This window comes from Bradyrhizobium sp. NBAIM14, assembly GCF_020193895.1.
Taxonomy (GTDB): Bacteria; Pseudomonadota; Alphaproteobacteria; order Rhizobiales; family Xanthobacteraceae; genus Bradyrhizobium; species Bradyrhizobium yuanmingense.
Map to the genome: position 1 here is coordinate 56,657 of NZ_JADYVQ010000003.1, position 23,340 is coordinate 79,996.

Annotated in this window: 26 protein-coding genes, 1 pseudogene and 1 riboswitch; of the genes and pseudogenes, 12 read left to right on the forward strand and 15 right to left on the reverse strand. The window is 65.4% G+C overall.

Translation table 11 applies throughout. From position 1 onward, the window contains the following. Positions 1 to 18: 18 nt before the first annotated feature. Entirely contained in the window at positions 19 to 249 is a 231-nt protein-coding gene (locus tag I6F28_RS09080; RefSeq protein WP_192893150.1) for a hypothetical protein, read from the reverse strand. A gap of 101 nt (positions 250 to 350) precedes the next feature. On the opposite strand from I6F28_RS09080, the gene I6F28_RS09085 reads away from it, so the two are divergent. Together I6F28_RS09085 and I6F28_RS09090 are read left to right on the forward strand one after the other, a co-directional pair. Further along, positions 351 to 1,172 (forward strand): helix-turn-helix domain-containing protein, encoded by an 822-nt coding sequence (locus tag I6F28_RS09085; protein WP_225139746.1) that lies wholly within the window; start codon positions 351 to 353, stop codon positions 1,170 to 1,172. Between the two features lie 40 nt (positions 1,173 to 1,212). Then, positions 1,213 to 2,034, forward strand: coding sequence for a helix-turn-helix domain-containing protein (locus I6F28_RS09090; protein ID WP_109143197.1), 822 nt, complete (start codon positions 1,213 to 1,215; stop codon positions 2,032 to 2,034). Here I6F28_RS09090 and I6F28_RS09095 read toward each other — a convergent pair. Further along, positions 2,022 to 2,822: a thioesterase family protein gene (locus I6F28_RS09095; RefSeq protein ID WP_225114246.1), complete on the reverse strand. Its 801-nt coding sequence runs from the start codon at positions 2,820 to 2,822 to the stop codon at positions 2,022 to 2,024. The genes I6F28_RS09090 and I6F28_RS09095 overlap by 13 nt on opposite strands. Before the next feature lie 186 nt (positions 2,823 to 3,008). Here I6F28_RS09095 and I6F28_RS09100 point away from each other — a divergent pair, with 186 nt between their 5' ends. Continuing rightward, the gene (locus I6F28_RS09100; protein ID WP_036043828.1) at positions 3,009 to 3,674 is read left to right on the forward strand and encodes a DsbA family oxidoreductase; all 666 of its coding nucleotides are present in this window, start codon (positions 3,009 to 3,011) and stop codon (positions 3,672 to 3,674) included. A gap of 4 nt (positions 3,675 to 3,678) precedes the next feature. On the opposite strand, the gene I6F28_RS09105 is transcribed toward I6F28_RS09100, so the two are convergent. The 3 genes and pseudogenes from I6F28_RS09105 to I6F28_RS09115 form a co-directional block, all read right to left on the reverse strand. Continuing rightward, a complete protein-coding gene (locus I6F28_RS09105) occupies positions 3,679 to 4,848 on the reverse strand; it encodes a GNAT family N-acetyltransferase (RefSeq protein ID WP_057030320.1) in 1,170 nt (389 codons plus the stop codon). 155 nt (positions 4,849 to 5,003) lie between these two features. Next, positions 5,004 to 6,440, reverse strand: coding sequence for a cytochrome c oxidase accessory protein CcoG (gene ccoG, locus I6F28_RS09110; protein ID WP_225139747.1), 1,437 nt, complete (start codon positions 6,438 to 6,440; stop codon positions 5,004 to 5,006). Then, a pseudogene (locus I6F28_RS09115) lies at positions 6,433 to 6,621 on the reverse strand (ArsR/SmtB family transcription factor); the annotation flags it as partial. The pseudogene I6F28_RS09115 and the gene ccoG, both read right to left, overlap by 8 nt. Before the next feature lie 50 nt (positions 6,622 to 6,671). On the opposite strand from I6F28_RS09115, the gene I6F28_RS09120 reads away from it, so the two are divergent. Both I6F28_RS09120 and I6F28_RS09125 read left to right on the forward strand, forming a co-directional pair. Then, entirely contained in the window at positions 6,672 to 7,100 is a 429-nt protein-coding gene (locus I6F28_RS09120) for a YeeE/YedE family protein (RefSeq protein ID WP_036013017.1), read from the forward strand. Positions 7,101 to 7,105: 5 nt separating this feature from the next. Further along, on the forward strand, positions 7,106 to 7,573 hold the full coding sequence (locus I6F28_RS09125) for a DUF6691 family protein (RefSeq protein WP_036013015.1): 468 nt from the start codon (positions 7,106 to 7,108) through the stop codon (positions 7,571 to 7,573). Positions 7,574 to 7,630: 57 nt separating this feature from the next. Here the strand turns inward: I6F28_RS09125 and I6F28_RS09130 are convergent, their stop codons facing one another. From I6F28_RS09130 to I6F28_RS09140, 3 genes are all read right to left on the reverse strand, one after another. Beyond that, a complete protein-coding gene (locus tag I6F28_RS09130) occupies positions 7,631 to 7,954 on the reverse strand; it encodes a hypothetical protein (protein WP_036013014.1) in 324 nt (107 codons plus the stop codon). Positions 7,955 to 8,056: 102 nt separating this feature from the next. Next, the gene (locus I6F28_RS09135; RefSeq protein ID WP_036027875.1) at positions 8,057 to 8,458 is read right to left on the reverse strand and encodes a hypothetical protein; all 402 of its coding nucleotides are present in this window, start codon (positions 8,456 to 8,458) and stop codon (positions 8,057 to 8,059) included. Between the two features lie 348 nt (positions 8,459 to 8,806). After that, positions 8,807 to 9,049, reverse strand: a complete 243-nt coding sequence (locus tag I6F28_RS09140) for a PilZ domain-containing protein (RefSeq protein WP_036013011.1) — start codon at positions 9,047 to 9,049, stop codon at positions 8,807 to 8,809. Between the two features lie 207 nt (positions 9,050 to 9,256). Between I6F28_RS09140 and I6F28_RS09145 the strand changes: the two genes are divergently transcribed. Beyond that, complete coding sequence (locus I6F28_RS09145; protein WP_225139748.1) at positions 9,257 to 9,550, forward strand: HdeA/HdeB family chaperone; 294 nt, start codon at positions 9,257 to 9,259, stop codon at positions 9,548 to 9,550. A 114-nt stretch (positions 9,551 to 9,664) separates the two neighbouring features. On the opposite strand, the gene I6F28_RS09150 is transcribed toward I6F28_RS09145, so the two are convergent. Continuing rightward, complete coding sequence (locus I6F28_RS09150; protein ID WP_225124725.1) at positions 9,665 to 10,129, reverse strand: PaaI family thioesterase; 465 nt, start codon at positions 10,127 to 10,129, stop codon at positions 9,665 to 9,667. Positions 10,130 to 10,490: 361 nt separating this feature from the next. Here I6F28_RS09150 and I6F28_RS09155 point away from each other — a divergent pair, with 361 nt between their 5' ends. After that, entirely contained in the window at positions 10,491 to 10,790 is a 300-nt protein-coding gene (locus tag I6F28_RS09155) for a hypothetical protein (RefSeq protein WP_128264514.1), read from the forward strand. Between the two features lie 98 nt (positions 10,791 to 10,888). Beyond that, entirely contained in the window at positions 10,889 to 11,143 is a 255-nt protein-coding gene (locus I6F28_RS09160) for a hypothetical protein (RefSeq protein ID WP_036013009.1), read from the forward strand. Between the two features lie 30 nt (positions 11,144 to 11,173). Here I6F28_RS09160 and I6F28_RS09165 read toward each other — a convergent pair whose 3' ends face one another. Continuing rightward, on the reverse strand, positions 11,174 to 11,362 hold the full coding sequence (locus I6F28_RS09165) for a hypothetical protein (RefSeq protein ID WP_109143203.1): 189 nt from the start codon (positions 11,360 to 11,362) through the stop codon (positions 11,174 to 11,176). Positions 11,363 to 11,599: 237 nt separating this feature from the next. On the opposite strand from I6F28_RS09165, the gene I6F28_RS09170 reads away from it, so the two are divergent. Next, the gene (locus tag I6F28_RS09170) at positions 11,600 to 11,851 is read left to right on the forward strand and encodes a DUF2798 domain-containing protein (RefSeq protein WP_109143204.1); all 252 of its coding nucleotides are present in this window, start codon (positions 11,600 to 11,602) and stop codon (positions 11,849 to 11,851) included. A gap of 575 nt (positions 11,852 to 12,426) precedes the next feature. Here the strand turns inward: I6F28_RS09170 and I6F28_RS09175 are convergent. Together I6F28_RS09175 and I6F28_RS09180 are read right to left on the reverse strand one after the other, a co-directional pair. Then, positions 12,427 to 12,597, reverse strand: a complete 171-nt coding sequence (locus tag I6F28_RS09175; RefSeq protein WP_225114240.1) for a hypothetical protein — start codon at positions 12,595 to 12,597, stop codon at positions 12,427 to 12,429. A 154-nt stretch (positions 12,598 to 12,751) separates the two neighbouring features. Further along, positions 12,752 to 12,952: a hypothetical protein gene (locus I6F28_RS09180; RefSeq protein ID WP_036043863.1), complete on the reverse strand. Its 201-nt coding sequence runs from the start codon at positions 12,950 to 12,952 to the stop codon at positions 12,752 to 12,754. Positions 12,953 to 13,273: 321 nt separating this feature from the next. On the opposite strand from I6F28_RS09180, the gene recA reads away from it, so the two are divergent. Both recA and I6F28_RS09190 read left to right on the forward strand, forming a co-directional pair. Further along, positions 13,274 to 14,362, forward strand: a complete 1,089-nt coding sequence (gene recA, locus I6F28_RS09185; protein WP_027577058.1) for a recombinase RecA — start codon at positions 13,274 to 13,276, stop codon at positions 14,360 to 14,362. A gap of 99 nt (positions 14,363 to 14,461) precedes the next feature. Beyond that, a complete protein-coding gene (locus tag I6F28_RS09190; protein ID WP_036012995.1) occupies positions 14,462 to 15,457 on the forward strand; it encodes a hypothetical protein in 996 nt (331 codons plus the stop codon). Between the two features lie 129 nt (positions 15,458 to 15,586). Here I6F28_RS09190 and gcvP read toward each other — a convergent pair whose 3' ends face one another. From gcvP to gcvT, 3 genes are all read right to left on the reverse strand, one after another. Continuing rightward, on the reverse strand, positions 15,587 to 18,454 hold the full coding sequence (gcvP, locus tag I6F28_RS09195; protein WP_225139947.1) for an aminomethyl-transferring glycine dehydrogenase: 2,868 nt from the start codon (positions 18,452 to 18,454) through the stop codon (positions 15,587 to 15,589). Between the two features lie 163 nt (positions 18,455 to 18,617). Further along, a complete protein-coding gene (gcvH, locus tag I6F28_RS09200) occupies positions 18,618 to 18,986 on the reverse strand; it encodes a glycine cleavage system protein GcvH (RefSeq protein ID WP_225139749.1) in 369 nt (122 codons plus the stop codon). A 9-nt stretch (positions 18,987 to 18,995) separates the two neighbouring features. Continuing rightward, entirely contained in the window at positions 18,996 to 20,141 is a 1,146-nt protein-coding gene (gcvT, locus tag I6F28_RS09205; protein ID WP_225139750.1) for a glycine cleavage system aminomethyltransferase GcvT, read from the reverse strand. Between the two features lie 145 nt (positions 20,142 to 20,286). Beyond that, positions 20,287 to 20,376, reverse strand: a riboswitch (glycine riboswitch). 223 nt (positions 20,377 to 20,599) lie between these two features. Here gcvT and alaS point away from each other — a divergent pair. After that, positions 20,600 to 23,281, forward strand: a complete 2,682-nt coding sequence (alaS, locus tag I6F28_RS09210) for an alanine--tRNA ligase (protein ID WP_225139751.1) — start codon at positions 20,600 to 20,602, stop codon at positions 23,279 to 23,281. Positions 23,282 to 23,340 lie beyond the last annotated feature (59 nt).

Sequence of the window (23,340 nt, forward strand, 5' to 3'; positions counted from 1 at the left end):
TTGGGCTGGGGTGGAACTTTAGCGCCGACCGCGCCACCAGGCGCGGAGCAGACGGGCGAGCCGGAACGGGCAGAGGCTCCTGCCGACGCCGTGCTCGAAGGCGATGACCTGCGCGACCACATAGTCGCCGGTCGAATGCAGCAGCGGCTCCGGCATGTTGAGGCTGCGCGCCAGCATCCGCGTTGCGAACGCCATGGCCCAGGGCAAGACGTGGTCTGCGACGGTCCGGTAGAGCAGCAACGCGATCATGGTCATCTCCTGTTGCGACCAAAGATGCGCGTGCTCGTCCCCCCATTTCGATTACCTCGGTGGTAATGGAAGCGCCTAAATTCGCGTGCTAGTTTTTGATCATGAACGCACATGCATCCACCGTACGTACCGAACGCAGCCAGCCGGTCCATATCGGCGACCATTTGCGGGAATGGCGGCAGCGCCGCCGCATGAGCCAGCTCGATCTTGCCGGCGAAGCCGAAATCTCGGCGCGGCATTTGAGCTTCGTCGAGACCGGTCGCGCCGCGCCGTCGCGCGACATGGTGCTCAGGCTCGCCGAGCGCCTGGACGTACCCTTGCGCGAACGCAACGTGCTGCTGGTCGCAGCCGGTTTCGCACCGGCCTTTCCGCAGCGCCCCCTGGAGGATCCCGCCTTGAAATCAGCCCGTCAGGCGATCGACCTCGTCTTGAAAGCGCATGAGCCCAATCCGGCGCTCGCGGTGGACCGGCACTGGAACCTGGTCTCCGCCAACCGCATGGTGGCGCCGCTGCTCGATGGCATCCCGCAGCATCTGCTCGGCCAGCCGGTCAACGTGCTGCGGCTGGCCTTCCATCCCGAGGCGCTGGCACCGCGCACGGTCAATCTCGCCGAATGGTGCGGGCACCTCCTGGAGCGGCTGCACCGGCAGTGCGAGGCGACAGCGGATCCGGAGCTGATCAAGCTTTACAATGATCTGAAGAGCTATCCGATTCCAGCGCGCTCGGCCCCGCTGCCAGCCGACAACGTCGCGATCCCGTTCAAGCTGCGGCATGGCGGGGAGATCCTCAGCTTCTTCTCCACCACCATGGTGTTCGGCACGCCGGTCGACATCACCCTGTCGGAGTTGGCGCTGGAGACGTTCTTTCCGGCGGACGAGCGCACCGCCGAACGGCTGAAGCAGATGGCGGCCGGGCTGCGCTAGCGCCGTTTACAGGACGGAGCAGCGCTCGCATAATCGGCGGATGGACACACGCGCGTTCCGGCGATTGCGGCCGGCCAATCCCGTCGGTGATCTCCTGCGCCGCTGGCGCACCCGTCGTGCATTGAGCCAGGCGGAGCTGGCGTTCGAGGCCGGCATTTCGATCAAGCATCTGAGCTATGTCGAGACCGGGAAGGCGGCGGCAAGCCGGGACATCCTGCTGCAGCTCGCCTCCGCGCTCGATCTGTCGTTGCGTGATCGCAATGCGCTGCTCGAGGCCGGCGGCTTCGCGCGGCAATATGGCGAGCGCGATCTGTCGGCGCCGGAGCTTGCCGAGGCGCGGCGTGCCATCGATCTTCTGCTTCTCCGTCACGAGCCGTTCCCGGCAATCGTCACCGACCGGCGCTGGAACGTGATGCAGGCCAATCGCGCCGCCTCGCGCCTGATGACCATGCTGCTTGGCCCTCTACGCATGCAGCGGCCGCTCAACCACATGCGCATGTTCCTCGCTCCCGACGAGCTCAAGCCGTTCGTCGAGAACTGGCCGATTGTTGCGGCCGCGCTGCTGGCACGGGCGCGGCATGAGGCGATGGCCGCGCCGCTCGATGAGGCCCTGCAATCGACCTGGCGCGAATTGATGCGGCTGCCGCAGCTGCCTGAGGCGACCGAGGACAACGCGGCCCCGGGGCCGCTCTGCGAGGTGCGCCTGCGCAAGGGCGATATCGGCGTTGGTTTGATCGGTGCGGTGCTGACGCTCGGCACCCCGCAGGACGTCACGCTGCAGGAGCTTCGCGTCGAGATGTTCATGCCTGTTGATGCCGCCTCCGAGGCCGCCTTGGTCGCGCTTGCAGATCAGGACGCTTGAGCCTGCACGGCTTCGCGCCGCTCGAAGCTCATGGCCTGCATCACCTCCGCGAACGGCCCGTTGCGGTCACTCAGTGTCGCCGTGGTGAGGCCCGCGCCATGGGCGCCGACGCGCGTCGCGGCGCGGATCAGGATCCATTCGCCCTCGGGCGGACGGAAGAAATAGAGGCTGATCTCCGGGTTGATGAAGGTCCATTGGCGCATGTCGACGATCTGCGCGACGCCGCTGGAGAAGTCCGCCGCCTGCACCGCCTGGAGCAGCGGCGTGTTCGGCTCGCCCTCGACCAGCGGCGCATCGAGCCGCATCCAGGCCGCGGCCGGGCCCGGCTTCTCCAGCGCGCCCTCAATGAGCCGCACCGACACGTTCTGGAAATAACGGCTCCATTTCTGCGCGAAGGCGGGCGGCGGGCTGCCGGCCTCGGGGCCCTTGTCGACGGGCGTGGGCCTCGCGAACGGATCGATGGGCGACTCGCCGCTCGGCGCCGTCAGCAGCGCCGTGCAGCGGCCGATCTCGGTCTCGCCGTCCATCAGCCGCACCTGCAGGGTCTTGGCCTTGCGACCGTCGCGCAGCAGCTCGCTGACCGCCCTGAACAGGCGCAGGCCCGCCGGCCGCCACAGATCGAAGGTCAGGCGCCGCACAGCAAAGCCGGATCTGGCGGCGAGGCGCTCGACCTCACGGGTCATCAGCGCGGTGGTGGCGCTTCCCTGCAGCATGTCCGGCGACCACGGCCCGCCGGCATGCTCGGTGGCCCGGAACAGTTCGCCGTCCGGCTTGAAAATGGCGCTCATCGCGGTCTCCCCTTTGGGCTTGATTGTGGCCGTAAGTATCGTGGCCGTAAGTATCGGGGCGGGGAGAACCGGTCACAATAACCGCAGAGGTGAAGTCGTGAGCCATGCAGGACGGGTGCCTTGCGCCGCCCCCGGTTCGGCTTATGTTCGGGCGGACCCTCGAAGTGCCCGAAGGAGGCGCCTGACATGAGCACGCTGAAACCGCTCCAGATCGACGTCGTCTCAGATGTGGTCTGCCCCTGGTGCTATATCGGCAAGCATCGCATCGAGAGCGCGCTGGCGCTGGTGCCTGACGTTCCGGTCAAGCTCAATTTCCGTCCTTTCTTCCTCAATCCCTGGGTGCCGCGCGAGGGCATCAGCCGCGAGGCCTATCTCACCCAGAAGTTCGGCTCGGTCGAAGCCTATAAGGGCATTGCGGGACGCGTCGTCGCGGCCGCGAGCGAGGAGGGGCTCGTCTACAAGCCGGAGCTCGTGGCGCGCCAGCCCAACACGACCGACTGCCACCGCCTGATCCTCTGGGCGGAAGCGATCGGCAAGGCGCCTGAGATGAAGCAGCGCCTGATGGAGCTGTACTTCCGCGACGGCGGTGATCTCACCGATGTGAACGTGCTGGTGCAGGCGGCAGCCGACATCGGCCTCGACGCCGACGACGTGCGCAAGCGCCTCGCCACCGACGAAGACGTCGCGCGCGTCTCGGCAGATGCGCAGGAAGCCGCCGACAAGGGCATCTCCGGCGTGCCGACCTACGTCTTTGCGCAGAAGTACGCCGTCTCCGGCGCGCAGGATCCGAACCTGCTTGCCCGCGCCATCCGCCAGGTCTCCGAGGAGATCAACGCGCAGGCGGCGGAGTAACTTTTTATTTTCGGAGCCGGCGAACCACGCCGCGCGCGGCCTCGTGCGCGGCGTTGAGGCCGACCAGCGCGCCGTGAATGAGCGCCACGACCGGGTCGTGCCGCCGCAGCGGGATCAGCACATCGCCAATCGCGAGGCGTCCGCGCCAGATCGGGTTGATCATGGGGTGATCGGCATTCGCCGTCGAGTCCGCGCTGGCGACGGCGGGGTCGGCGCAGAGATGGCGGGTGAGGTCGAGCGTGAGCTGCACGCCCGGCGAATATTTTGCAAAGCGCTCGTCGATCCCGAGCTTGAAGAAGAAGGCACGATCCTGATGGCGCAACACGATGCCGGCGGCAATCGGCGTCGCGCCGGCGCGAAGGGTGACGATCTCGCACTGCGCGGTCTCTGCCAGCGCGGGAACTGCGCGGCGGATGAACGTTGCGTCGCCCGGATGCTGGACCAGCGCGGTGCCGCGCTTGCCCTTCCAGCCGCTGGCTTCGAGCTGCAGAAAGGTTTCGAGCGCACGTCCGATCTGGTCGGTGCTGCGCGCAACCTCGAACACGACGGGGCCGTGCTCCTCGAGACGGTGACGCTGGCGCCGCAGCTCCTTGAGCTTCTTGGCGCCGAGCGCCTCGCGCAACAGCGTGTCGCCATCCTGCGTCGCATCGAGGCTGGCGCGGATGTAGGAGCTGAGGATTCTCGGCTTCAGGCCGTCGCGCTTCAGCACCTGGTTGAGTGATGCCATGGCTGCGCCGTCGAGCGCGACGTCGGTCAGCACGAGCGCATGCGCGCCGGCCTCGCGCGCCTGCTGCAGCAGACGCTTGGCGGCTTCGAGCGGAGCGTCGCGGTCGAGCAGCGGGCTGCACAGCGTGCCATAGGGATGCGCGCTCACCAGGGCGGGCAGGGGAATCTTCAAAGCGCGCCAGAGTGAGACCACCGGCATCAGGCCGATCAGCCGGGCCGAAGTGCCGTCAAATGCGGCTAGCGCCAAGGCATCCGTGCGACCGCGCGCAGTTGCGCTGACGGCGAGCTCCCAGGCAGGCAGGTAATATCCGTTCGGCTCGATCGCCCGCTGCGCCAGCGCGCGCCATTGGCCGGTGTCGACGGCGGCAAGCGGGACAGGCGCGCGCGCCGTCACGGCATCCCTTGCCGATGCCGGATTGATCGCAGCCTGATGCGCGATGTCGACCACGTCCCGTCGTCCCCGTTCACGCGAGCTGAGCCCGTGCCACCGGTTATGCTTAGCGCAAAGATTGGAAAATACCGTTGGCACGCCGCCGCAATTCGAGCGGTGGTGTTAACATTCCATTCAGCATCCGGCCGCGGCTTGACCCTGAGGAATCGTGGCTAGTCTCCCGGCACGAAATGATCGCGGGTGCTCGCGCGGCCGCCGCTGGTGGTATCGGTGATGGTGATCTCGATGTCGCGGGAGGTCTTCGGCAAGTCGCTGGGCCCAACCTGTACCGACAGCCTGACCTCGCGGGTCTGATCCTGCCCGACCTCGATGATGGGCTTGCCGCCAGGTTCCGCCTCGATGCCGGCGACGCGAATGGTCGCGCCCGGCAGACCGGAGACTTCGAGCGCAAACGATCCCTGTGCACTCTTGTTGAGGATACGCACGGTGTAGTCGTTGCGCACGCCGCCGTCCGAAAGCTGGACGAAGAGGGGATTGCGCTCGTGCAGTACGTTGACGTCCATCGTCGCGCGAGTGGCGAGAGTGTACAGCATGATGCTGCCCACAATGGCGATGGCCGCGGCATAGATCAGCGTGCGCGGACGGATGATGCGGTAGATCGGCGGCTTGCCCTCGCGTCGGCGCTGCATGTTGATGTCGGTGTCGTAGCCGATCAGGCCCTGGGGCCGGCCGATGTCGCGCATGACGTTATCGCAGGCGTCGATGCACAGGCCGCACTGGATGCAGCCGAGCTGGATGCCGTGGCGGATGTCGATGCCGGTGGGGCAGACATTGATGCACTGATGGCAGTCGACGCAATCGCCGGCGGGATCGCCATGGGCGCGCGCGGCATCCGCCTTCTTCACCGACATGCGCGGCTCGCCGCGGTCACGCCGATAGGTGACGTTGAGCGCCCATTCGTCGGTCAGCGCTGCCTGGATCCGCGGCCACGGGCACATGTAGATGCACATCTGCTCGCGGGCGTGACCGGCAAAGACATAGGTCGTAGCGGTGAGGATGCCGATCCAGAGATAGGCGATGAACGGGGCCTGGAAGGTCGCGAGCTCCTTCACCAGCGTCGGCGCGTCGGAAAAGTAGAGCACCCAGGCGCCGCCGGTCCACCAGGCGATCATGATCCAGAGGAAGTGCTTGAGCGCGACCTTGCGAAGGTGGTCGAACGTCCAGTAGCGCTTGTCGCCCTGCATGCGCTCGCGCCGGTCGCCCTCGACCCAACGCTCGACCGCGTAGAACAGGTCGGTCCACACGGTCTGCGGGCACATGTAGCCGCACCACAGCCGTCCCGCGACCGCGTTCATCAGGAACAGAATCATCGCCGCGATGATGAGGAGACCGGTGAAATAATAGACCTCCTGCGGCCACAACTCGATGAAGAAGAAATAGAAGCGCCGATGCGGGAAGTCGATCAGCACGGCCTGGTCGGGCAGGCCGGGTCCGCGATTCCAGCGCACGAACGGCAGCAGGTAATAGGTTCCGAGCGTGACGCACAGGATCGCCCATTTGATGCGGCGGAAAGGGCCATTGACCGACTGCGGGTAGACCTTCTTCCGCTTCTCGTAGAGAGGCCCCTCGATGAAGGTGTCGTCATTCATCCCATGCTCCCCGCGTTTTGCGAAGGCGAGAGTCCGACTTGCCGGCGCAGAAGAGCCGGCAAAGAATCTCCAGCACTGCGCGGACTTTCGGGCTCGCGGTGTTGTAGTATATCGTTTGGCCGTCCCGCTTTGGTTTGACCAAGCTCAATGCGCGCATCTTTCCGAGATGCTGGGATAGCGCGCCCATGGTATTTGCGCCCTACGCAAGGGCGCTCTCGCTCAGGAGAGGTCATGGTCACGACGTCTTTTACGCCGATCGCGTCGCTCGTTGGCGGTGCGATGATTGGCCTCGCGGCCGTTCTGCTGATGTGGGCAACGGGTCGGATCGCCGGCGTCAGCGGCATCGCGGCGCGGCTGTTTCCGCCCTATGAGGACAGCGAACTCGCTGGGCGCCTTGCCTTCGTCGCCGGTCTTGCTGCTGCGCCCGTGCTGGTCCGGCTCGTCACCGGAGGTCTGCCGGAGCAGACGATCGCGGCGGGGCCGGCCCTCCTGATCATCGGCGGATTGCTCACGGGTTTCGGTTCGGTGTGGGGCAGCGGCTGCACCTCGGGCCACGGCGTTTGCGGCCTGTCGCGGCTGTCGGTGCGCTCGCTGGTTGCGACCATCACCTTCATGGCCGCCGGCATGGCGACCGTGTTCTTGATGCGGCACTGGAACTGACGGCGATGGCAATCCTGGTTCAATTCGCGATTGGGCTGATCTTCGGCCTCGGCCTCATCGTCTCCGGCATGTCGAACCCCGCAAAGGTGCTGAACTTCCTGGACGTCGCCGGCATTCAGGCAGGGACATGGGATGCAAGCCTCGCCTTCGTGATGGCGGGCGCGGTGGCCGTGACCTTCGTCGGCTTCAGCCGCGTTCTCAAGCTTCCGCGTCCATTCTTCGCTGATCGATTCTATTTGCCGACGCGGCGAGACATCGATCCCAGGATCGTCGCAGGTCCGGCGATCTTCGGCATCGGCTGGGGGCTGGTAGGCTTTTGCCCGGGGCCGGCGCTGACCGCGCTCGGATTTGGCTCGCTCTCCGCCGTCATCTTTGTCGTGGCGATGTGCGCCGGCATGGTGCTCGCCCGCTTCATCGCTCAGCTGCCGTCATCGACGCGCTACATCACGCCGGCCGATCCACTCGAAACCTGAGGTCACGGGACCGGGCGAATAGTCTCGCCCGGTCTCCGACCATCAAGCCTTCATCGCTCACCAGCTACCGACGCCGACGCTGACGCCGGGCGCGCGAATGCCGACGCCGGCGCGCGGGCCGTCATCGTAGTGGCGATGATAGCTCCGGCGCTCATAGTAGCGGTCGCGCGGCATGTAATTGTAGGAATCGCGCACGATCACGCGCGACCCGCCGCGCGTGCGATAGCAGCGACCATCCTCGTCGCAGACGAGTCGCACCTGCTGCACGAGATCCGGATTGGTGTATTCGCTGGTCGTATAGATATCGGAAGCCTTGGCCCCCGAGGCGGCGGCCAAGGCCCCCACGCCTGCCAGCAGCGCAATAGTCAACGTCCTCATCATGTCCTCCTCGAAACTGCCCTCGGCGGTAACAAGAAGGGGAGGCGGTGATCGTTCCGGGTCATCTACAGGTTTTTCCCGGAACCTGTCGTCAGGGGCGGGTTCCTAGATCGGCTCGTAAGTCTCCGTGCCGCAGATGTCGTCGGCGTCGGCGCGCCGGCGGTCCACGACCCTGCCGTCGTTGATCGTCACGATGTAGGTCTGGGCGCCGAGCGACGTACCGGTCGCCGAGGTGAGCTGCGCGCGGACGCACGCGGTCCAGCCCGGTCCTCGCAGCTCACGATGCGGCGGGGCGACGTGAACCTCGCGCGGATAGGACGTTGCGAGAAAGACGACGTCGATCTGCTCGCGCACCACGCGCTTGACGTCGGGCGGCGCTTCCGGCGGCTGCTCGGGCTCCTTCATGCGCATGAATTCCGGCACCGGTGCGCGGCTGTCGGCAAAGCCGCAGGCACCGAGCGCAAGCGCGCCAATGAGCAGCGCCGCATGAGCAATGATCCGCAACATCCGTGAAAGGTCCCCTGCGGGCCGACAGATAGGCACGAATGCGATCGGACGAAGTCAAGGCCGATCAAGATTTGCTGAGGTCCCGGAACCCGGACATCGCTATTCCGCGATTGGGGGCTGGCTTGTACCCCAGAGGTGGGGGATTGCGGTAATGCGGATTCTGGTCATCACGCCGCCGTGCTGGCGCTGAGGGCCGCCTCAGCGCAGGCGCAGTGCCCGCCCAATGACCGCGTCGAGTCGATCGACGTTGCGGGGCTCATCATCGCTCGCGGGTGTTACGCGCGTGATTGCGAGCCAGTCATGATGGTGGTGTGCACGCGATGCGAACCTTCGTTCACATCGCGCCCGCTATTGCACGAAAGCGAGGCCGACGCGCTTGTCGCTGCGCCAAACTGTGCGACAATGCCGTACGAAATGGTCACAGGCGATCGAGAGCGTGACCGATTGCGGCAACATGACGGGAGTGTCGAGGTCGATCGCCGCGCCGCCCGCCGACATGTTTCGCACCGTGCAAGGAATGCCGCTGTTTTCGAACGTGATCTTTCCGCCCTTGAAAACACGGTGACGTTGCGATGTGCGCTTCTCAATCATCCGCGTTAGTCCTGCCGATGAGTATGAAGTAGTGCATAGAAATTACGTTGAACTAAACTCAATACTGGCGCTACTTGCACGGCGTTTCAGACTTTGTTTACGACGTTAGAGCGGCGAGCCGCTCCCACGAACCTGCCCAAAGAGCCTACCCAAAGAGCCTACACAAGTGCCTTTCCTTTATGGCGTGACACGCCGATGGAGATATTGATGAAGACTTCGCTTTCGCTTTTGTTCGCCGCAGCGCTCTCGCTGGCCTCGATACCCGCCCACGCCGTCAAGTGGGACCTCTCGACCATGACCTGCAAGCAGTTCCTCGAGAGCGGCGAGGACAACATCGGCGTCGTGCTGACCTGGATGGACGGCTGGTACAAGGGCGACGAAGACAACGCGATCATCGACACCGACATCTTCATCGAGAATGCCAAGAAGTTCGGCGCCTATTGCGGAAAGAATCCGACCGTCAGCGTCGTCACCGCGGCCGACGAGATCCTCGGCAAGTGACATTGCCGGCGCAATGACGGCAAGCGCGATCGCGCTTGCTGTCCCGACCCGATTTCCATCGAGAGCCGCGTCGAGCCTTGCGCTTCGCGCGGCTCTCTTGTTTTCAGGGCGCGTTCACCCCGGCAGCATCGCGAACGCGCTCGACACCATCGCGGTCGGCTTGCCGTCGGCGGCCGAGAGCAGCGTGACGCGGCCAAAGCTCATGGTGCGCCCGAGCCGCACCACGCGCGCATCCGCCAGCACGTCGGACGCGGCGATCGCGCGCATGAAATGCGTGGTCTGATCGACCGTGGTCATGGGACGGTAGCCGCGATTGGCCGCGAGGATCGCGATCACCATTGCGGTATCGGCGAGCGCCATCAGGGCCTGGCCGCAGACCACGCCGCCATTGCGGCACAGCCGCTCCGAAAACGGCATGCGCAGCAGCGCGCCGGGCTGCCAATCCGGGACGTCCGCGCGCGGCACATGCTCGATGCGCTCGACCGCGAGGTTGAGGTCCTGGACCCAGGGCGCAAAGACCTCGCCGAGGATGCGTCTGGCGTCGGCGAGGCCGAACTCGGCTTCTGGCTGCGTTTGCATTGCTGTCGCGCTCTCCTGTGTTGCCGGATGTTTCACCGCATTGTGCGCGCATCCGCGAGGCAAAGTCACCCGGTCTGGCGCCGGCCGCCTCGGCTTGAAAATGCCTGACTTGGCCCGATATGATGCCTGGCTTGGGTAGGGGTGGATGATGTTGCGTCGCTGTATCCTCGTCTTTTGCATGGGCCTGCTCGGTCTCGCGCTGAGCGGGTGCACCAAATGCGGTCCGATCTGGGACGATTGGCTGCAGACGCCCAAATCATGCCGATCGGATCGGCACTAGCGGCCACCGGTCGTGACCGGGCTGACGAGGATGACAGGGCACGGGCGATCCGCGCCTCATGGAAGACTTAAGGAGTGAATGATGAAGCTTTTCCGTTTGGCCGCGGTGCTGGCCGTGCTGGCGGGACCTGCCTACGCGCAAATGCCCAACATCAACTTGATGCAGGATGCCCCGAGCAAGTCGCCGGAGGAGAAGGCCATCGAGGCCGAACGTGAGAAGGCCTACAAGGAAACACTGAAGAAGATTCCGGATACCAAGGCGTCCAGCGATCCCTGGGGTGGCATGCGTGCCGAACAGCCGAAGCAGCCGGCGGCGCCGAAGGCGTCGTCGGCCGCAACCAGTGCGCCGAAGAAGGCCAAGAGCGGGACGGCCGCCAATTGACCCGTTCCGGGGAGGCACAATGCTCCTCGGAAGGACTCCTCTTGATCCGGCCCGCGCCCTACATTGTCGGTAGCGTAGTGCGCAGAGGAAGGCAGGACATGGCCGATCGTCCGCGGGATCTCGCCGAGCGGATGGCGCGCCGGCGCAAGGCGGCCGGCAAGCCCGGCCAGTCCGCCGGCGATGGCTATCTGCGCGAGACCTTCACGCTGCCGCGGGCGGCGGCACGGGAGCGGGCGCAGGCCTTCTTCGCCCGCTACCCCAAGGCCGGCTATATGAGCGAGGTCGAGACCTGGCGCGAATTGCCCGGCGGCGATATCGAGTTCACCATGCGTCGGCTGCCCAGCGCCGACTGACGCGCGCTATGGCGCAGAGGGCGAAACGGTTCAGGCCGTCTTTCGCCCGATCGCCTTCAGCTCGCGGTCGATGCGCAGCTGCACGCGCCGGATCGCCAGCAGGTCGATCCGGGTCTCGGTCTTGCCGGTCTTGATCCGGTCGCCGATGCGAAACTGCCATTGCCAGATTCCGGGAATCGCCGTCTTGGCGATGGTGAACTCGACGCCCCTGTGATTCATGGTCACCTCCCACGATTCACCCTCATGCCTGCAAACATGTTGGTCGTCGCAATATTCCGCAGAAAGCAAAATGTCGCCCACGGCCTCCGTGGTTCTCCGACCATGAACAAAGTTCCTGGAGCCCGGACGCGATGCGTTCGGCAGGCCGCGGTTCCAACCTGCGGCGCCGGATCCGCTTTAGGTTAACGGCATGTGCCTTGCTTGCCCGACTCGCGGGCAAGCAACCATGGGCGCCTCATGCTCGGCATTCCCCGCCGCTACTCGCATTTCGTCTTCGGCATCATCCAGTCCGGGCTGACCTCGCTGATCGCGGCGGGGATCGCCAGCTTTCCCGCCGGCAGCCCGATGCTCTTCGTGCGGCACTGGATGGTGTCCTGGCTGATCGCATGGGCCGCGATGCTGCCGGTCGTGCTGCTGGCGGCGCCCGCGATCCGCGCCTTCTCGCTGCGCCTGACGCAGGAGGAGCAGGAGCCCCGCGCTGGCCGGTAGCCGGGCGACCCTAGCCGGCTGGCTGACGACAGCCTGACAGGCGGACCGCCGGCAGGTGCGCGATCGAAAGGCCGCACACTGGCCCCGTACCGGTCCCAATTTCGACATCCGTCCGCACCACTGCGGACACACCCGTCGGCAAGATTTTATCCGTTCGGCGCAGCCATGGGGGAAACGTGGCGCGCCGGAAACGGGGTGGCATCATATGGATAACGTAGAGCGGTCATTCGCCGCCGCGACGGCGGCTGGCTTCGTCGTGCTGGTGATAGGTCTGGTTTTGCTGGCGGTGCTCTAGCAGGCGCTGCTGCAGACGGAACTGACGTGCTGGGCCGTCCTATCGAAGGCGCCGGCGCGCCTTGCCTCTCAAAAGTGGCAAAACAACCCCATGCACAGTAGGGGTCCTGGCGATTTCATCGCTTCGCCAATGGGTTGCTGGTAGTATTTAGCTACCTGGTGCATCCGCGGTCGCGGCGCCCCGACCGGCGATGCCGATCGGAGGTTCCGGGCAAGGAACAGAGCGGAGTGCCGCATCGCGGGCGGGCCTGGCCCGCTCCGGACGGCGGTCCTGGCAGTGCCTAATGAACCTTGATCTCGTTCAGCGGCAGACGGAGCTCGGCGGCGCGCTCTTCGCGGTCCTTCTTGCGGAACTCGTTTTCCTTGCGCTCGAACTTCACCATCTCCTCGTGGGCGGCGTCCAGCAGCGGCTTTCGCCTCAGCGTATCGTGCTGCGTGTCGTTGTTCGTCATGACCAGAGATCCCCAAAAGTTGCGGTCCCATCCCCACAGAAGGCCCGAGACCGCGAAAAGGTTCGGTGCCGCAGGATTACGGAAACATGACGGCGCCCTGGTCGCGCGTCGTTGATCCCGGTCATGGTCGCGTCGAGGAACCCGGCGTAGGCGACTATTCCGGCGGCTGCAGCCCCGGCGATTTGACCCAATCGTTCAGATGATTGGCAACGTCGGCCTGGCGCGCCTTCTTGAGCAGCGCGTCCCGCTCCGGCCCGGGAGGTAGCTTGGACGCCTGCTCGCGGACCTGCTTCACCCATGCCGACAGCCGGTCCTGAAGGGTCAGTTGCTGCTTGAAACGTCGTCGCTTCAACATGGCGCGCTCTTTCCGTGCGAGGAGGTGGGAGCGCGAGGTCAGCGTTCTCATCACCGATAGTGGCCAGGGTCCGCGCGGTGTGATGCATTAGGATCCAGAAATGGATCCGCGTCTGTTCAGTTGTGCACAGTGCGGACGGCGTGACGATCCAGCATGGCCGGTTCGACCAGCTCCGTTGTCTCCTGGTCCAGTCAGAAAGACAAAATCCGCAAAAGAACATATTGCGAACTGAGAACAAATGGGGTACATTGCTTTTATCGCCGAGCTGCCTCGCAACCGTTTGTCCCTCACGCGAATCCTCGCCATAAGGAGCACGACCCAATGTCCGCAACTGCCCTGCGTATCGTCGAAGGATCTTCCATGGACAAGAGTAAAGCTCTGGCCGCCGCGCTCTCCCAGATCGAGCGGCAGTTCGGCAAGGGCTCGGTGATGAAGCTCGGCAAGAACGACCGCTCCATGGACATCGAGGCGGTGTCCTCCGGGTCGCTCGGGCTCGATATCGCGCTCGGCATCGGCGGCCTGCCCAAGGGACGCATCGTCGAGATCTACGGGCCGGAATCCTCGGGCAAGACCACGCTGGCGCTGCATACGGTGGCGGAAGCGCAGAAGAAGGGCGGCATCTGCGCCTTCATCGACGCCGAGCACGCGCTCGATCCGGTCTATGCCCGCAAGCTCGGCGTCAACATCGACGAGCTCCTGATCTCGCAGCCCGACACCGGCGAGCAGGCGCTGGAGATTTGCGACACCCTGGTGCGCTCGGGCGCCGTCGACGTTCTCGTGGTCGATTCGGTGGCGGCGCTGGTGCCGAAGGCCGAGCTCGAGGGCGAGATGGGCGATGCGCTGCCGGGACTTCAAGCGCGGTTGATGAGCCAGGCGCTGCGCAAGCTGACGGCCTCCATCAACAAGTCCAACACCATGGTGATCTTCATCAACCAGATCCGCATGAAGATCGGTGTGATGTACGGCTCGCCGGAAACCACCACCGGCGGCAATGCGCTGAAATTCTACGCCTCCGTCCGCCTCGACATCCGCCGCATCGGCGCGATCAAGGAGCGCGACGAGGTGGTCGGCAACACCACGCGCGTCAAGGTGGTCAAGAACAAGCTGGCCCCGCCCTTCAAGCAGGTCGAGTTCGACATCATGTACGGCGAGGGCGTCTCCAAGATGGGCGAGATCCTCGATCTCGGCGTCAAGGCCGGTATCGTCGAGAAGTCCGGCGCCTGGTTCTCCTATGACAGCCAGCGCCTCGGCCAGGGCCGCGAGAACGCCAAAGCGTTCCTCAAGGGCAACCCCGACATCACCGCCAAGATCGAGACCGCGATCCGCCAGAATTCCGGTTTGATCGCCGAGCAGATTCTGGCCGGCACGCCGGAGCGCGACGCCGACGGCGAGGAGCCGGCGGACGAGTAAGACCTAACGCGAAAATTTTTCGCGAGGAGCGGGCACTGAGGACGTTGAGTTGCCGACGTCTTCGGTGCCCGTTTCGTTTTGCGTGAGGGCGCGTCGACGATGAAGCGTGTGATTCTGACTAGTTCGTCCGGCGTTGGTCTCACCTATGCCGGTCGTGCTGACATGGTCGTCCCGTTGATCTTTCGGTTCGTTTGGGGGCCGTTGCCTACGTCGCACCACCTCGAGGACTATCTTACGGGAGGCTATTACAGGGGCGATCCGGAGGTGCGGTGGTCCGATCTTGTTGGCCGGTTGCCTCAGACCGGTCTCGCACACAAGGAGACTGGCCTGGTTTGGTTTTGCGAGACCTATGGCGTCGAGTTCATCGAGCTGTGGTTCGACCCTGAGCCTAACAGTCAATTGCAACTGATCTGGATCCTGGACTATTTGCGGTCCCATCCATCGATCACCCATTGTCTGAGACTGCGACGGGTCAATTTCGATCTGCGCGAAGCGGACGGCCCGCAACTTCGCGATCGTACGGTGCGGGAATCGGAGATCGCAGAGTGCGACTTCGAGATAGCCAACATGGCCTGGGAGGCGTATCGGGCGCCGACGCCTGAACTTTGCTTCGGGTTGCTGACAAGGGATTTACCCAGGCTACCTTTCCTGAAGCCGGCTCTGGAAGCGTTGCTAGCTGAACTGCCGTCACCAATCACCGGATTGGGCGCGACGGAGGCGCGGCTTATCGAGCTGATTGCAAGGGGGCACAACCGTACAAAAGAACTGTTTCAGCCGGGCGGGCTGCTCGAAACGCGCGTGTTCGACCAGTGGGAGCTGGGTCCGTTGCTCGAAGGGCTTGCGTCGGGCCCGATGCCGGCGGTCGCAGGTCTCGATCCGAAACTCGCGACGCTCGCCCCGCACGATGCGCGAGGTCGCAACGCCGCCTATCGTCGGAGCCGGTTGTCGCTGACCGAATTTGGCAAAGCGGTTCTGGAAGGCCGCGAAGATTTCCGTCGCCACAATCCGATTCGACGTTGGTGGGGCGGCACGCTTCTCACCAATGAACGGCTTTGGCGGTGGGATGGCGAGCGCCGGTTGTTGATTGCGCCCTAGCGGCGCACGCAGTGCCGTAGGGCCGAAGGCGTAATCCACCACCGTTCGGTTCAGCGGACGCAGAAGTGGTGGGTTACGCGTCGCGGACTGCGCTTTGCGCAGCCGCGAGGCTAACCCACCCTACACATCCTACTCCGCAGCTTCTGCGTAATCGCTCACCGGCGGGCAGGAGCACACCAGGTTGCGGTCGCCGTAGACGTTGTCGACGCGGCCGACGGGGCACCAATATTTGTCGGTGCGCGAGACGCCGTCGGGGAAGCAACCTTCGCTGCGGGTGTAGGCGCGCTTCCAATCGTCGTCGGCGATGTCGTGCACGGTGTGCGGGGCGTGGCGCAAGGGCGAGGCTGCGATCTCAAAGCGACCGGCCTCGACCTCGGCGATTTCCTTGCGGATCGCGATCATGGCGTCGCAAAAACGATCCAGCTCGGCCTTGGATTCCGATTCGGTCGGCTCGATCATCAGCGTGCCCGGTACCGGGAAGCTCATGGTCGGGGCGTGGAAGCCGTAATCGATCAGGCGCTTTGCGATGTCGTCGACGGTGACGCCACTCGTCGTCTTCAGCGGACGCGGATCGACGATGCACTCATGCGCGACGCGTCCCTTCTCGTTCTTGTAGAGCACCGGGAAATGCGGATCGAGGCGCGCTGCGATGTAATTGGCGTTGAGGATCGCGATCTCGGTGGCGCGCTTCAGGCCTTCACCGCCCATCATCAGGATGTAGATGTAGGAGATGGTAAGGATCGACGCCGAACCGAACGACGCGGCCGAGACCGGACCGACCGGCGCGTCTGCCTTCGTCGCGGGGTGGCCGGGGAGGAACGGGGCGAGATGCGCCTTGACGCCGATCGGGCCCATGCCGGGGCCGCCGCCGCCATGCGGGATGCAGAAGGTCTTGTGCAGGTTGAGATGGCTGACGTCGGCGCCGTAATCGCCGGGCCTGGAAAGGCCGACCTGCGCATTGAGGTTGGCGCCGTCGAGATACACCTGGCCGCCATGGCCGTGCACGATGTCGCAGATCTCGCGGATGTGCTCCTCGAACACGCCGTGGGTCGAGGGATAGGTGATCATGACAGCTGCGAGGTCGTTCGCGTGCTTCTCCGCCTTGGCGCGGAGATCATTGACGTCGACGTCGCCGTTCTTCTCGCAAGACACCACCACCACGTCCATGCCGACCATCGCGGCCGATGCCGGATTGGTGCCGTGGGCGGAGGAGGGGATCAGGCAGATCTTGCGATGGCCCTGTCCGCGCGCGGCATGATAGCCGCGGATCGCGAGCAGCCCGGCATATTCGCCCTGCGCGCCCGAGTTCGGCTGCAGCGAGATCGCGTCATAGCCGGTGATGTCGCAGAGCCATTTCTCCAGGCGTGCGAACAGCGCGTGATAGCCTTGAGCTTGCTCGCGCGGGGCGAACGGATGCAGCGAGCCGAATTCCGGCCAGGTCAGCGGCATCATCTCGGTGGTCGCGTTCAGCTTCATGGTGCAGGATCCAAGCGGGATCATGGCGCGGTCGAGCGCGAGGTCGCGATCACTGAGCTTGCGCATGTAGCGCAGCATCTCGGTCTCCGAGCGGTGCGCATGGAACACCGGATGGGTCAGGAACGCGGTGCCGCGCTTCAAGTCGTCCGGCAGCGCCTCGCGCGTCTCGGCGTCGATCTCGGCATAGGCAAGCTTGCCGCCGAAGGCGCGCCAGACGGCTTCGACCGTCGCGGGCGTCGTGGTCTCGTCGAGCGCGATGCGAAGGGCGGTATCACTGATGCCGAGATTGATCTTCTCGGCCAAAGCGCGCGCGACGATCTCCTCGCGCTTGCCGCTGCAATCGACGCTGAGCGTGTCGAAGAAGCTTTCGCTGGCAGGCGCAAAGCCGAGCTTGCGCAAGCCGGTCGCGAGCACGGCGGCGCGGCGATGCACGTTGCGTGCGATCTGGGCCAGGCCCTCGGGACCGTGATAGACCGCATACATCGAGGCGATCACGGCGAGCAGCACCTGCGCGGTGCAGATGTTGGAGGTCGCCTTCTCGCGGCGGATGTGCTGCTCGCGGGTCTGCAGCGCGAGCCGATAGGCCGGCGCACCGCGGGAATCGATGGAGAGGCCGACGATGCGGCCGGGCAGCGAACGCTTCAGCGCATCGTGCACCGCCATATAGGCGGCGTGCGGCCCGCCATAGCCCATCGGCACGCCGAAGCGCTGGGCCGAGCCGATGGCGATGTCGGCCCCGAGCTCGCCGGGCGAGGCGAGCAGCGTCAGCGCGAGGAGGTCGGCGGCTAGAATCGCGAGTGCGCCCTTGGCCTTCAGCGCGGCGATCGCGGGCCTGAGGTCGCGCAACGCGCCCGAAGAACCGGGGTATTGCAGCAGCGCACCGAGCACGTCCGCTTTGTCGAGATCGGTGAGGGGATCGCCGACGACCAGAGTCCACCCCAGCGGCTCGGCGCGGGTGCGCATCACCGCCAGCGTCTGCGGATGCACGTCCTTGTCGACGAAGAAGGCCCTTGCCTTGACCTGCGAGTGGCGCTCGGCGAGCGCCATGGCTTCGGCCGCCGCGGTGGCTTCATCGAGCAGCGAGGCGTTGGCGACGTCGAGCCCGGTGAGGTCGCAGATCATGGTCTGGAAGTTGAGCAGCGCTTCCAGCCGGCCCTGGCTGATCTCCGGCTGGTAGGGCGTATAGGCCGTGTACCAGGCCGGGTTCTCCAGGATGTTGCGCTGGATCACCGCAGGCAGGATGGTGCCTGAATAGCCCTGGCCGATCAGCGAGGTGAACACCTGGTTTTGACGCGCAAGCTCGGTCATGTGCGCGATCGCCTCGGTCTCGCTCAAGGGCTTGCCCAGATCGAGCGGGGCGGCCTGCCGGATCGAGGCCGGCAAGGTCTCCGCGATCAGCGCATCGACGCTCTTGGCGCCGACTGTCTCGAGCATGGCGGTGACATCGCGCGCCGATGGGCCGATGTGGCGGCGGACGAAGGAGGTGGCGGTGTCGCCGTTGGACTTGCGGTGCGCGGTCATCATTGGGTCCTCGCTTCAGATTTCGCTGTCAGTGTCATGCCCCGCGAAGGCGGGGCATCCAGTACTCTCCAGCAGCGCGGATTGAACCGAGGGGCCGCGGCGTACTGGATCACCCGCCTTCGCGGGTGATGACACTGAGCATGAGGTTAGACTTCGCTTCATCTCACGCCGTATGCGCCTTGTAGGCGGCTTCATCCATGAGGCCGCCGAGCTCGCTTCTGTCGGCCATCTTGATCTTGAAGAACCAGGCCTTGCCTTGCGCGTCCGAGTTCACCAGCGCCGGCTCGGCCGCGAGCTCGGCATTGGTCTCGAGCACTTCGCCGGTAACGGGCGCGTAGACGTCCGAGGCAGCCTTGACGGATTCGACGACGGCGGCGGCTTCGGCCTTCTTCAGCGCGCGGCCGACCTTGGGCAGCTCGACGAACACGACGTCGCCGAGCTGCTGCTGCGCGTAATCGGTGATGCCGACGGTGGCGACATCGCCGTCGATCGCCAGCCATTCGTGATCAGAGGTGTACAGCGTCGTGGTCATTTCGAATCCTCAGCGTTTGTAGGTGTTCTTGACGAAGGGCATGGCGGCGACCTGCAAGGGCAGTCGCTGGCCGCGCACCTCGGCGAAGAGTTTTGTGCCAAGCGCGCTCAGATTCGTGGGCACGTAGCCCATCGCAACCGGCGCATTCAGGCTCGGGCCGAAGCCGCCCGAGGTGACTTTTCCGATCGGCTCGCCGCCCGCGTCATTCGCAAACAGCAGCGCGCCCTCGCGCACCGGCGCGCGGCCTTCGGCGCGCAAGCCGACGCGGCGGCGGGATGCGCCGCCATCGAAATGGGCGAGGATCTTCGCAGCGCCGGGAAAGCCGCCGGCGCGTGCACCGCCGGTGCGGCGGCTCTTCTGCACCGACCATTCTAGCGCGGCCTCGGCCGGAGTGGTCGTGGCGTCGATGTCGTGGCCGTACAGGCAGAGCCCGGCTTCCAGCCGCAGGCTGTCGCGGGCCCCGAGGCCGATCGGCAGCACGTCGGGATTTTCCAGCAGCATCTTTGCGAGGCGTTCGGCATCGCCTGCTGGAACCGAGATCTCGAAGCCGTCCTCGCCGGTGTAGCCGGAGCGCGAGACGAAGCACTTGATGCCGGCAACCTCGTGCGGGCCGGCGTCCATGAACTTCATGCCTGATACCTCTGCACAGAATTTCGCCAGCGCCGCTTCCGCCTTCGGGCCCTGCAACGCGATCAGCGCGCGGTTGGCAAGCTGCTCGATCACGCAGGCGTCGGACAGGTTCGCGCCCAGATGCGCCTCGTCCTGGGCTTTGCAGGCGGCGTTGACGACCAGGAACAGGTGATCGCCGAAATTGGCGACCATCAGGTCGTCGAGAATGCCGCCGTCGTCATTGGTGAACTGGGCGTAGCGCTGCCGCCCTGCGGCGATCGCCACGATGTCCTGCGGCACCAGCCGCTCCAGCGCGCGGGCGGCGTCCTCCACATTGCCGGATTTCGGCCGGAGCGCGAGCTGGCCCATGTGGGAGACGTCGAACAGGCCCGCTTTGGTGCGGGTATGGAGGTGCTCTTTCAAGACGCCCGCGGGGTACTGCACGGGCATGTCATAGCCCGCGAACGGCACCATCTTGCCGCCCAGGGACACGTGAAGGTCGTAGAGGGGGGTACGTTTCAGTGAGTCTTGATCGTGCGCTAGCATCTTGAGGGCCCTCGGCGGTTCCCCGGGGAGGATTCCCCGATGGACACCAGTCGAAGCCCCATCTGTCGCTGTGCCTGAGAGTATTATCCCGTCGGCGGACGCTGTCCGGGCCTAGACCCGTCGGCGACTCTTTCCAGATGCTGTCAAAGCCACGCGGTCCTTTTGCCTGAGAGTTTCCGGGGCGGTTGCTCCTTCGGCGCCGGCACCCAATGCCGGTCTCTCCCGACGTGGCCGTACGATACAGATGGGTAGAGACCACAGCGGAGCCAAGCCTGTCAACGCGTCCGCGCGCCCTATCCAACGAGATTGCGCGCCTGCGGCAACCCTCTGATCTCCCTGCACAGTTTCTGGACAGCGAAGCTGGCCTTGTCTAAAAGCGCTTTGGCCCGCAGATATCAGCCTTAACGGTCCGGTTTGGACCGCGAAAAGCGGGCCCAAGCATACCCGATTGGATGAACATGAGCGGCGTCAACGAGATCAGGTCGACCTTTCTGAACTTCTTTGCCGAGAACGGCCACGAGATCGTGCCGTCCTCGCCACTCGTGCCGCGCAACGACCCGACGTTGATGTTCACCAATGCCGGCATGGTGCAGTTCAAGAACGTCTTCACCGGCGTCGAGAAGCGGCCCTATCAGCGCGCCACCACCTCGCAGAAATGCGTGCGCGCCGGCGGCAAGCACAACGACCTCGACAATGTCGGCTACACCGCGCGCCATCTCACCTTCTTCGAGATGCTCGGCAATTTCTCGTTCGGCGATTACTTCAAGGAGCGCGCGATCGAGCTCGCCTGGAAGCTGATCACGAGCGAGTTCGGGCTGAAGAAGGACAAGCTGCTCGTCACCGTCTACCACACCGACGACGAGGCGGCCGGTCTGTGGAAGAAGATCGCCGGCTTCTCCGACGACCGCATCATCCGCATCCCGACCTCGGACAATTTCTGGGCGATGGGCGACACCGGGCCGTGCGGCCCGTGCTCGGAGATCTTCATCGACCGCGGCGAGCACATCTGGGGCGGTCCTCCCGGCTCGCCGGAAGAGGACGGCGACCGCTTCCTCGAATTCTGGAATCTCGTGTTCATGCAATACGAGCAGGTGACGAAGGAGGAGCGCGTGAATCTGCCGCGTCCCTCGATCGACACCGGCATGGGCCTGGAGCGCATGGCCTGCATCCTCCAGGGCGTCGAGAGCGTGTTCGAGACCGACCTGTTCAAGAACCTGATCGACGCGGCCGCGTCCGCGCTCGGCAGCGGCCCGAACGAGCAGAACGTCGCCTCGTTCCGCGTCATTGCCGACCACTTGCGCTCCTCGGCCTTCCTGGTCTCCGACGGCGTGCTGCCCTCGAACGAGGGCCGCGGCTATGTGCTGCGCCGGATCATGCGCCGGGCGATGCGCCATGCGCAGCTCTTGGGTGCCAAGGAGCCGCTGATGCACCGGCTGGTCTGGGCGCTGGTGCGCGAGATGGGCCAGGCCTATCCGGAATTGATGCGCGCGGAAAAGCTGATCGAGGAAACGCTGCGGCTGGAAGAGACCCGCTTCCGCAAGACTCTGTCACGCGGCTTGGCCATTCTCGACGAGAAGAGCGCCGGTCTGAAGAAGGGCGACATGTTCGACGGCGACGTCGCCTTCACGCTCTACGACACCTACGGCTTCCCGCTCGACCTGACGCAGGACGCGCTGAAGTCGCGCGGCATTGGCGTCGACCAGGCCGCGTTCACCGACGCGATGGAGCGCCAGAAGGCCAAGGCGCGCGAGTCCTGGAAGGGCTCGGGTGAGGCGGCCTCCGAGGCGATCTGGTTCCCGCTGCGCGAGAAGCTCGGGGCGACCGAATTCCTGGGGTACGAGACCGAGAGTGCCGAAGGCGTGGTCTCGGCGCTGGTCAAGGATGGCGCCGAGGTGACGAGCCTCAAGGCCGGCGAGACCGGTGCGATCGTGCTGAACCAGACGCCGTTCTATGCGGAGTCCGGCGGCCAGGTCGGCGACACCGGCGTGCTCTCGGGCGAGGGCGGCATCAAGGTCCGCGTCACTGATACGCAGAAGAAGCTCGGCGATCTCTTCGTCCATATCGGCACGGTCGAGAGCGGCGAACTGAAGCTCGGCACGGCGCTGCAGCTCGAGGTCGATCATTCCAGGCGCTCGACCATCCGCGCCCATCACTCCGCGACCCACATCATCCACGAGGCGCTGCGCCAGGTGCTCGGCGATCACATCGCCCAGCGCGGCTCGATGGTCGCGCCGGACCGGCTGCGCTTCGACTTCGTGCATCCGAAGCCGATCACGGCGGAGGAACTCGCCCGGGTCGAGGACATCGCCAACGACGTGGTGCTGGAGAACGACGAGGTCACCACGCGCGTCATGGGCGTCGACGAGGCCCGTGAGGCCGGGGCGCGCGCGCTGTTCGGCGAGAAATACGGCGACGAGGTCCGCGTCGTTTCGATGGGCAGGACCGCGCGCGAGCGCGGCGCCAATTCGCTCGGCTGGTCGGTCGAGCTCTGCGGCGGCACCCATGTGAAGCGCACCGGCGATATCGGCCTGATCACGGTCACGAGCGAGAGCGCGGTCGCCTCCGGCGTGCGCCGCATCGAGGCGCTGACGGGCAACTACGCGCGAAAACATGCCAACGACACCATGGCGCTGGCGAAGATCGCGGCGAACGAGCTGCGCACCTCGCTCGACGACGTGCCGGCGCGCATCTCGGCGCTGATGGAGGAGCGCAAGAAGCTCGAGCGCGAACTCTCCGATGCCCGCAAGAAGCTGGCGATGGGCGGCGGCGCCGCAGCCGGCAACAACGGCGCAGCGTCGGGCGTGCGCGAGGCCGGCGGCGTCAAGCTGATGGCGCGTGCGGTCGAAGGCATCGAGATGAAGGATCTCAAGAGTCTCGCCGACGACGGCAAGAAGCAGATCGGCTCCGGCGTCGTCGCCATCGTCGGCGTCACCGGGGACGGCAAGGCCGGAATCGTGGTTGGCGTCACGCAGGACCTCACCGCGCGCTTCAATGCCGTGAATCTCGTGCGCATCGCCTCCGAGGCGCTCGGCGGCAAGGGCGGCGGCGGCCGGCCCGACATGGCCCAGGCCGGCGGCCCCGATGGCGCCAAGGCGTCCGAGGCCCTGAGCGCGATCGAAAAAGCGATGGCGGGCGCGTAAGGCGCGCGTCGCCAGGGTCGTCTCACCTGCTTCAATGGCATCGGCGTGGCGCCTTGATC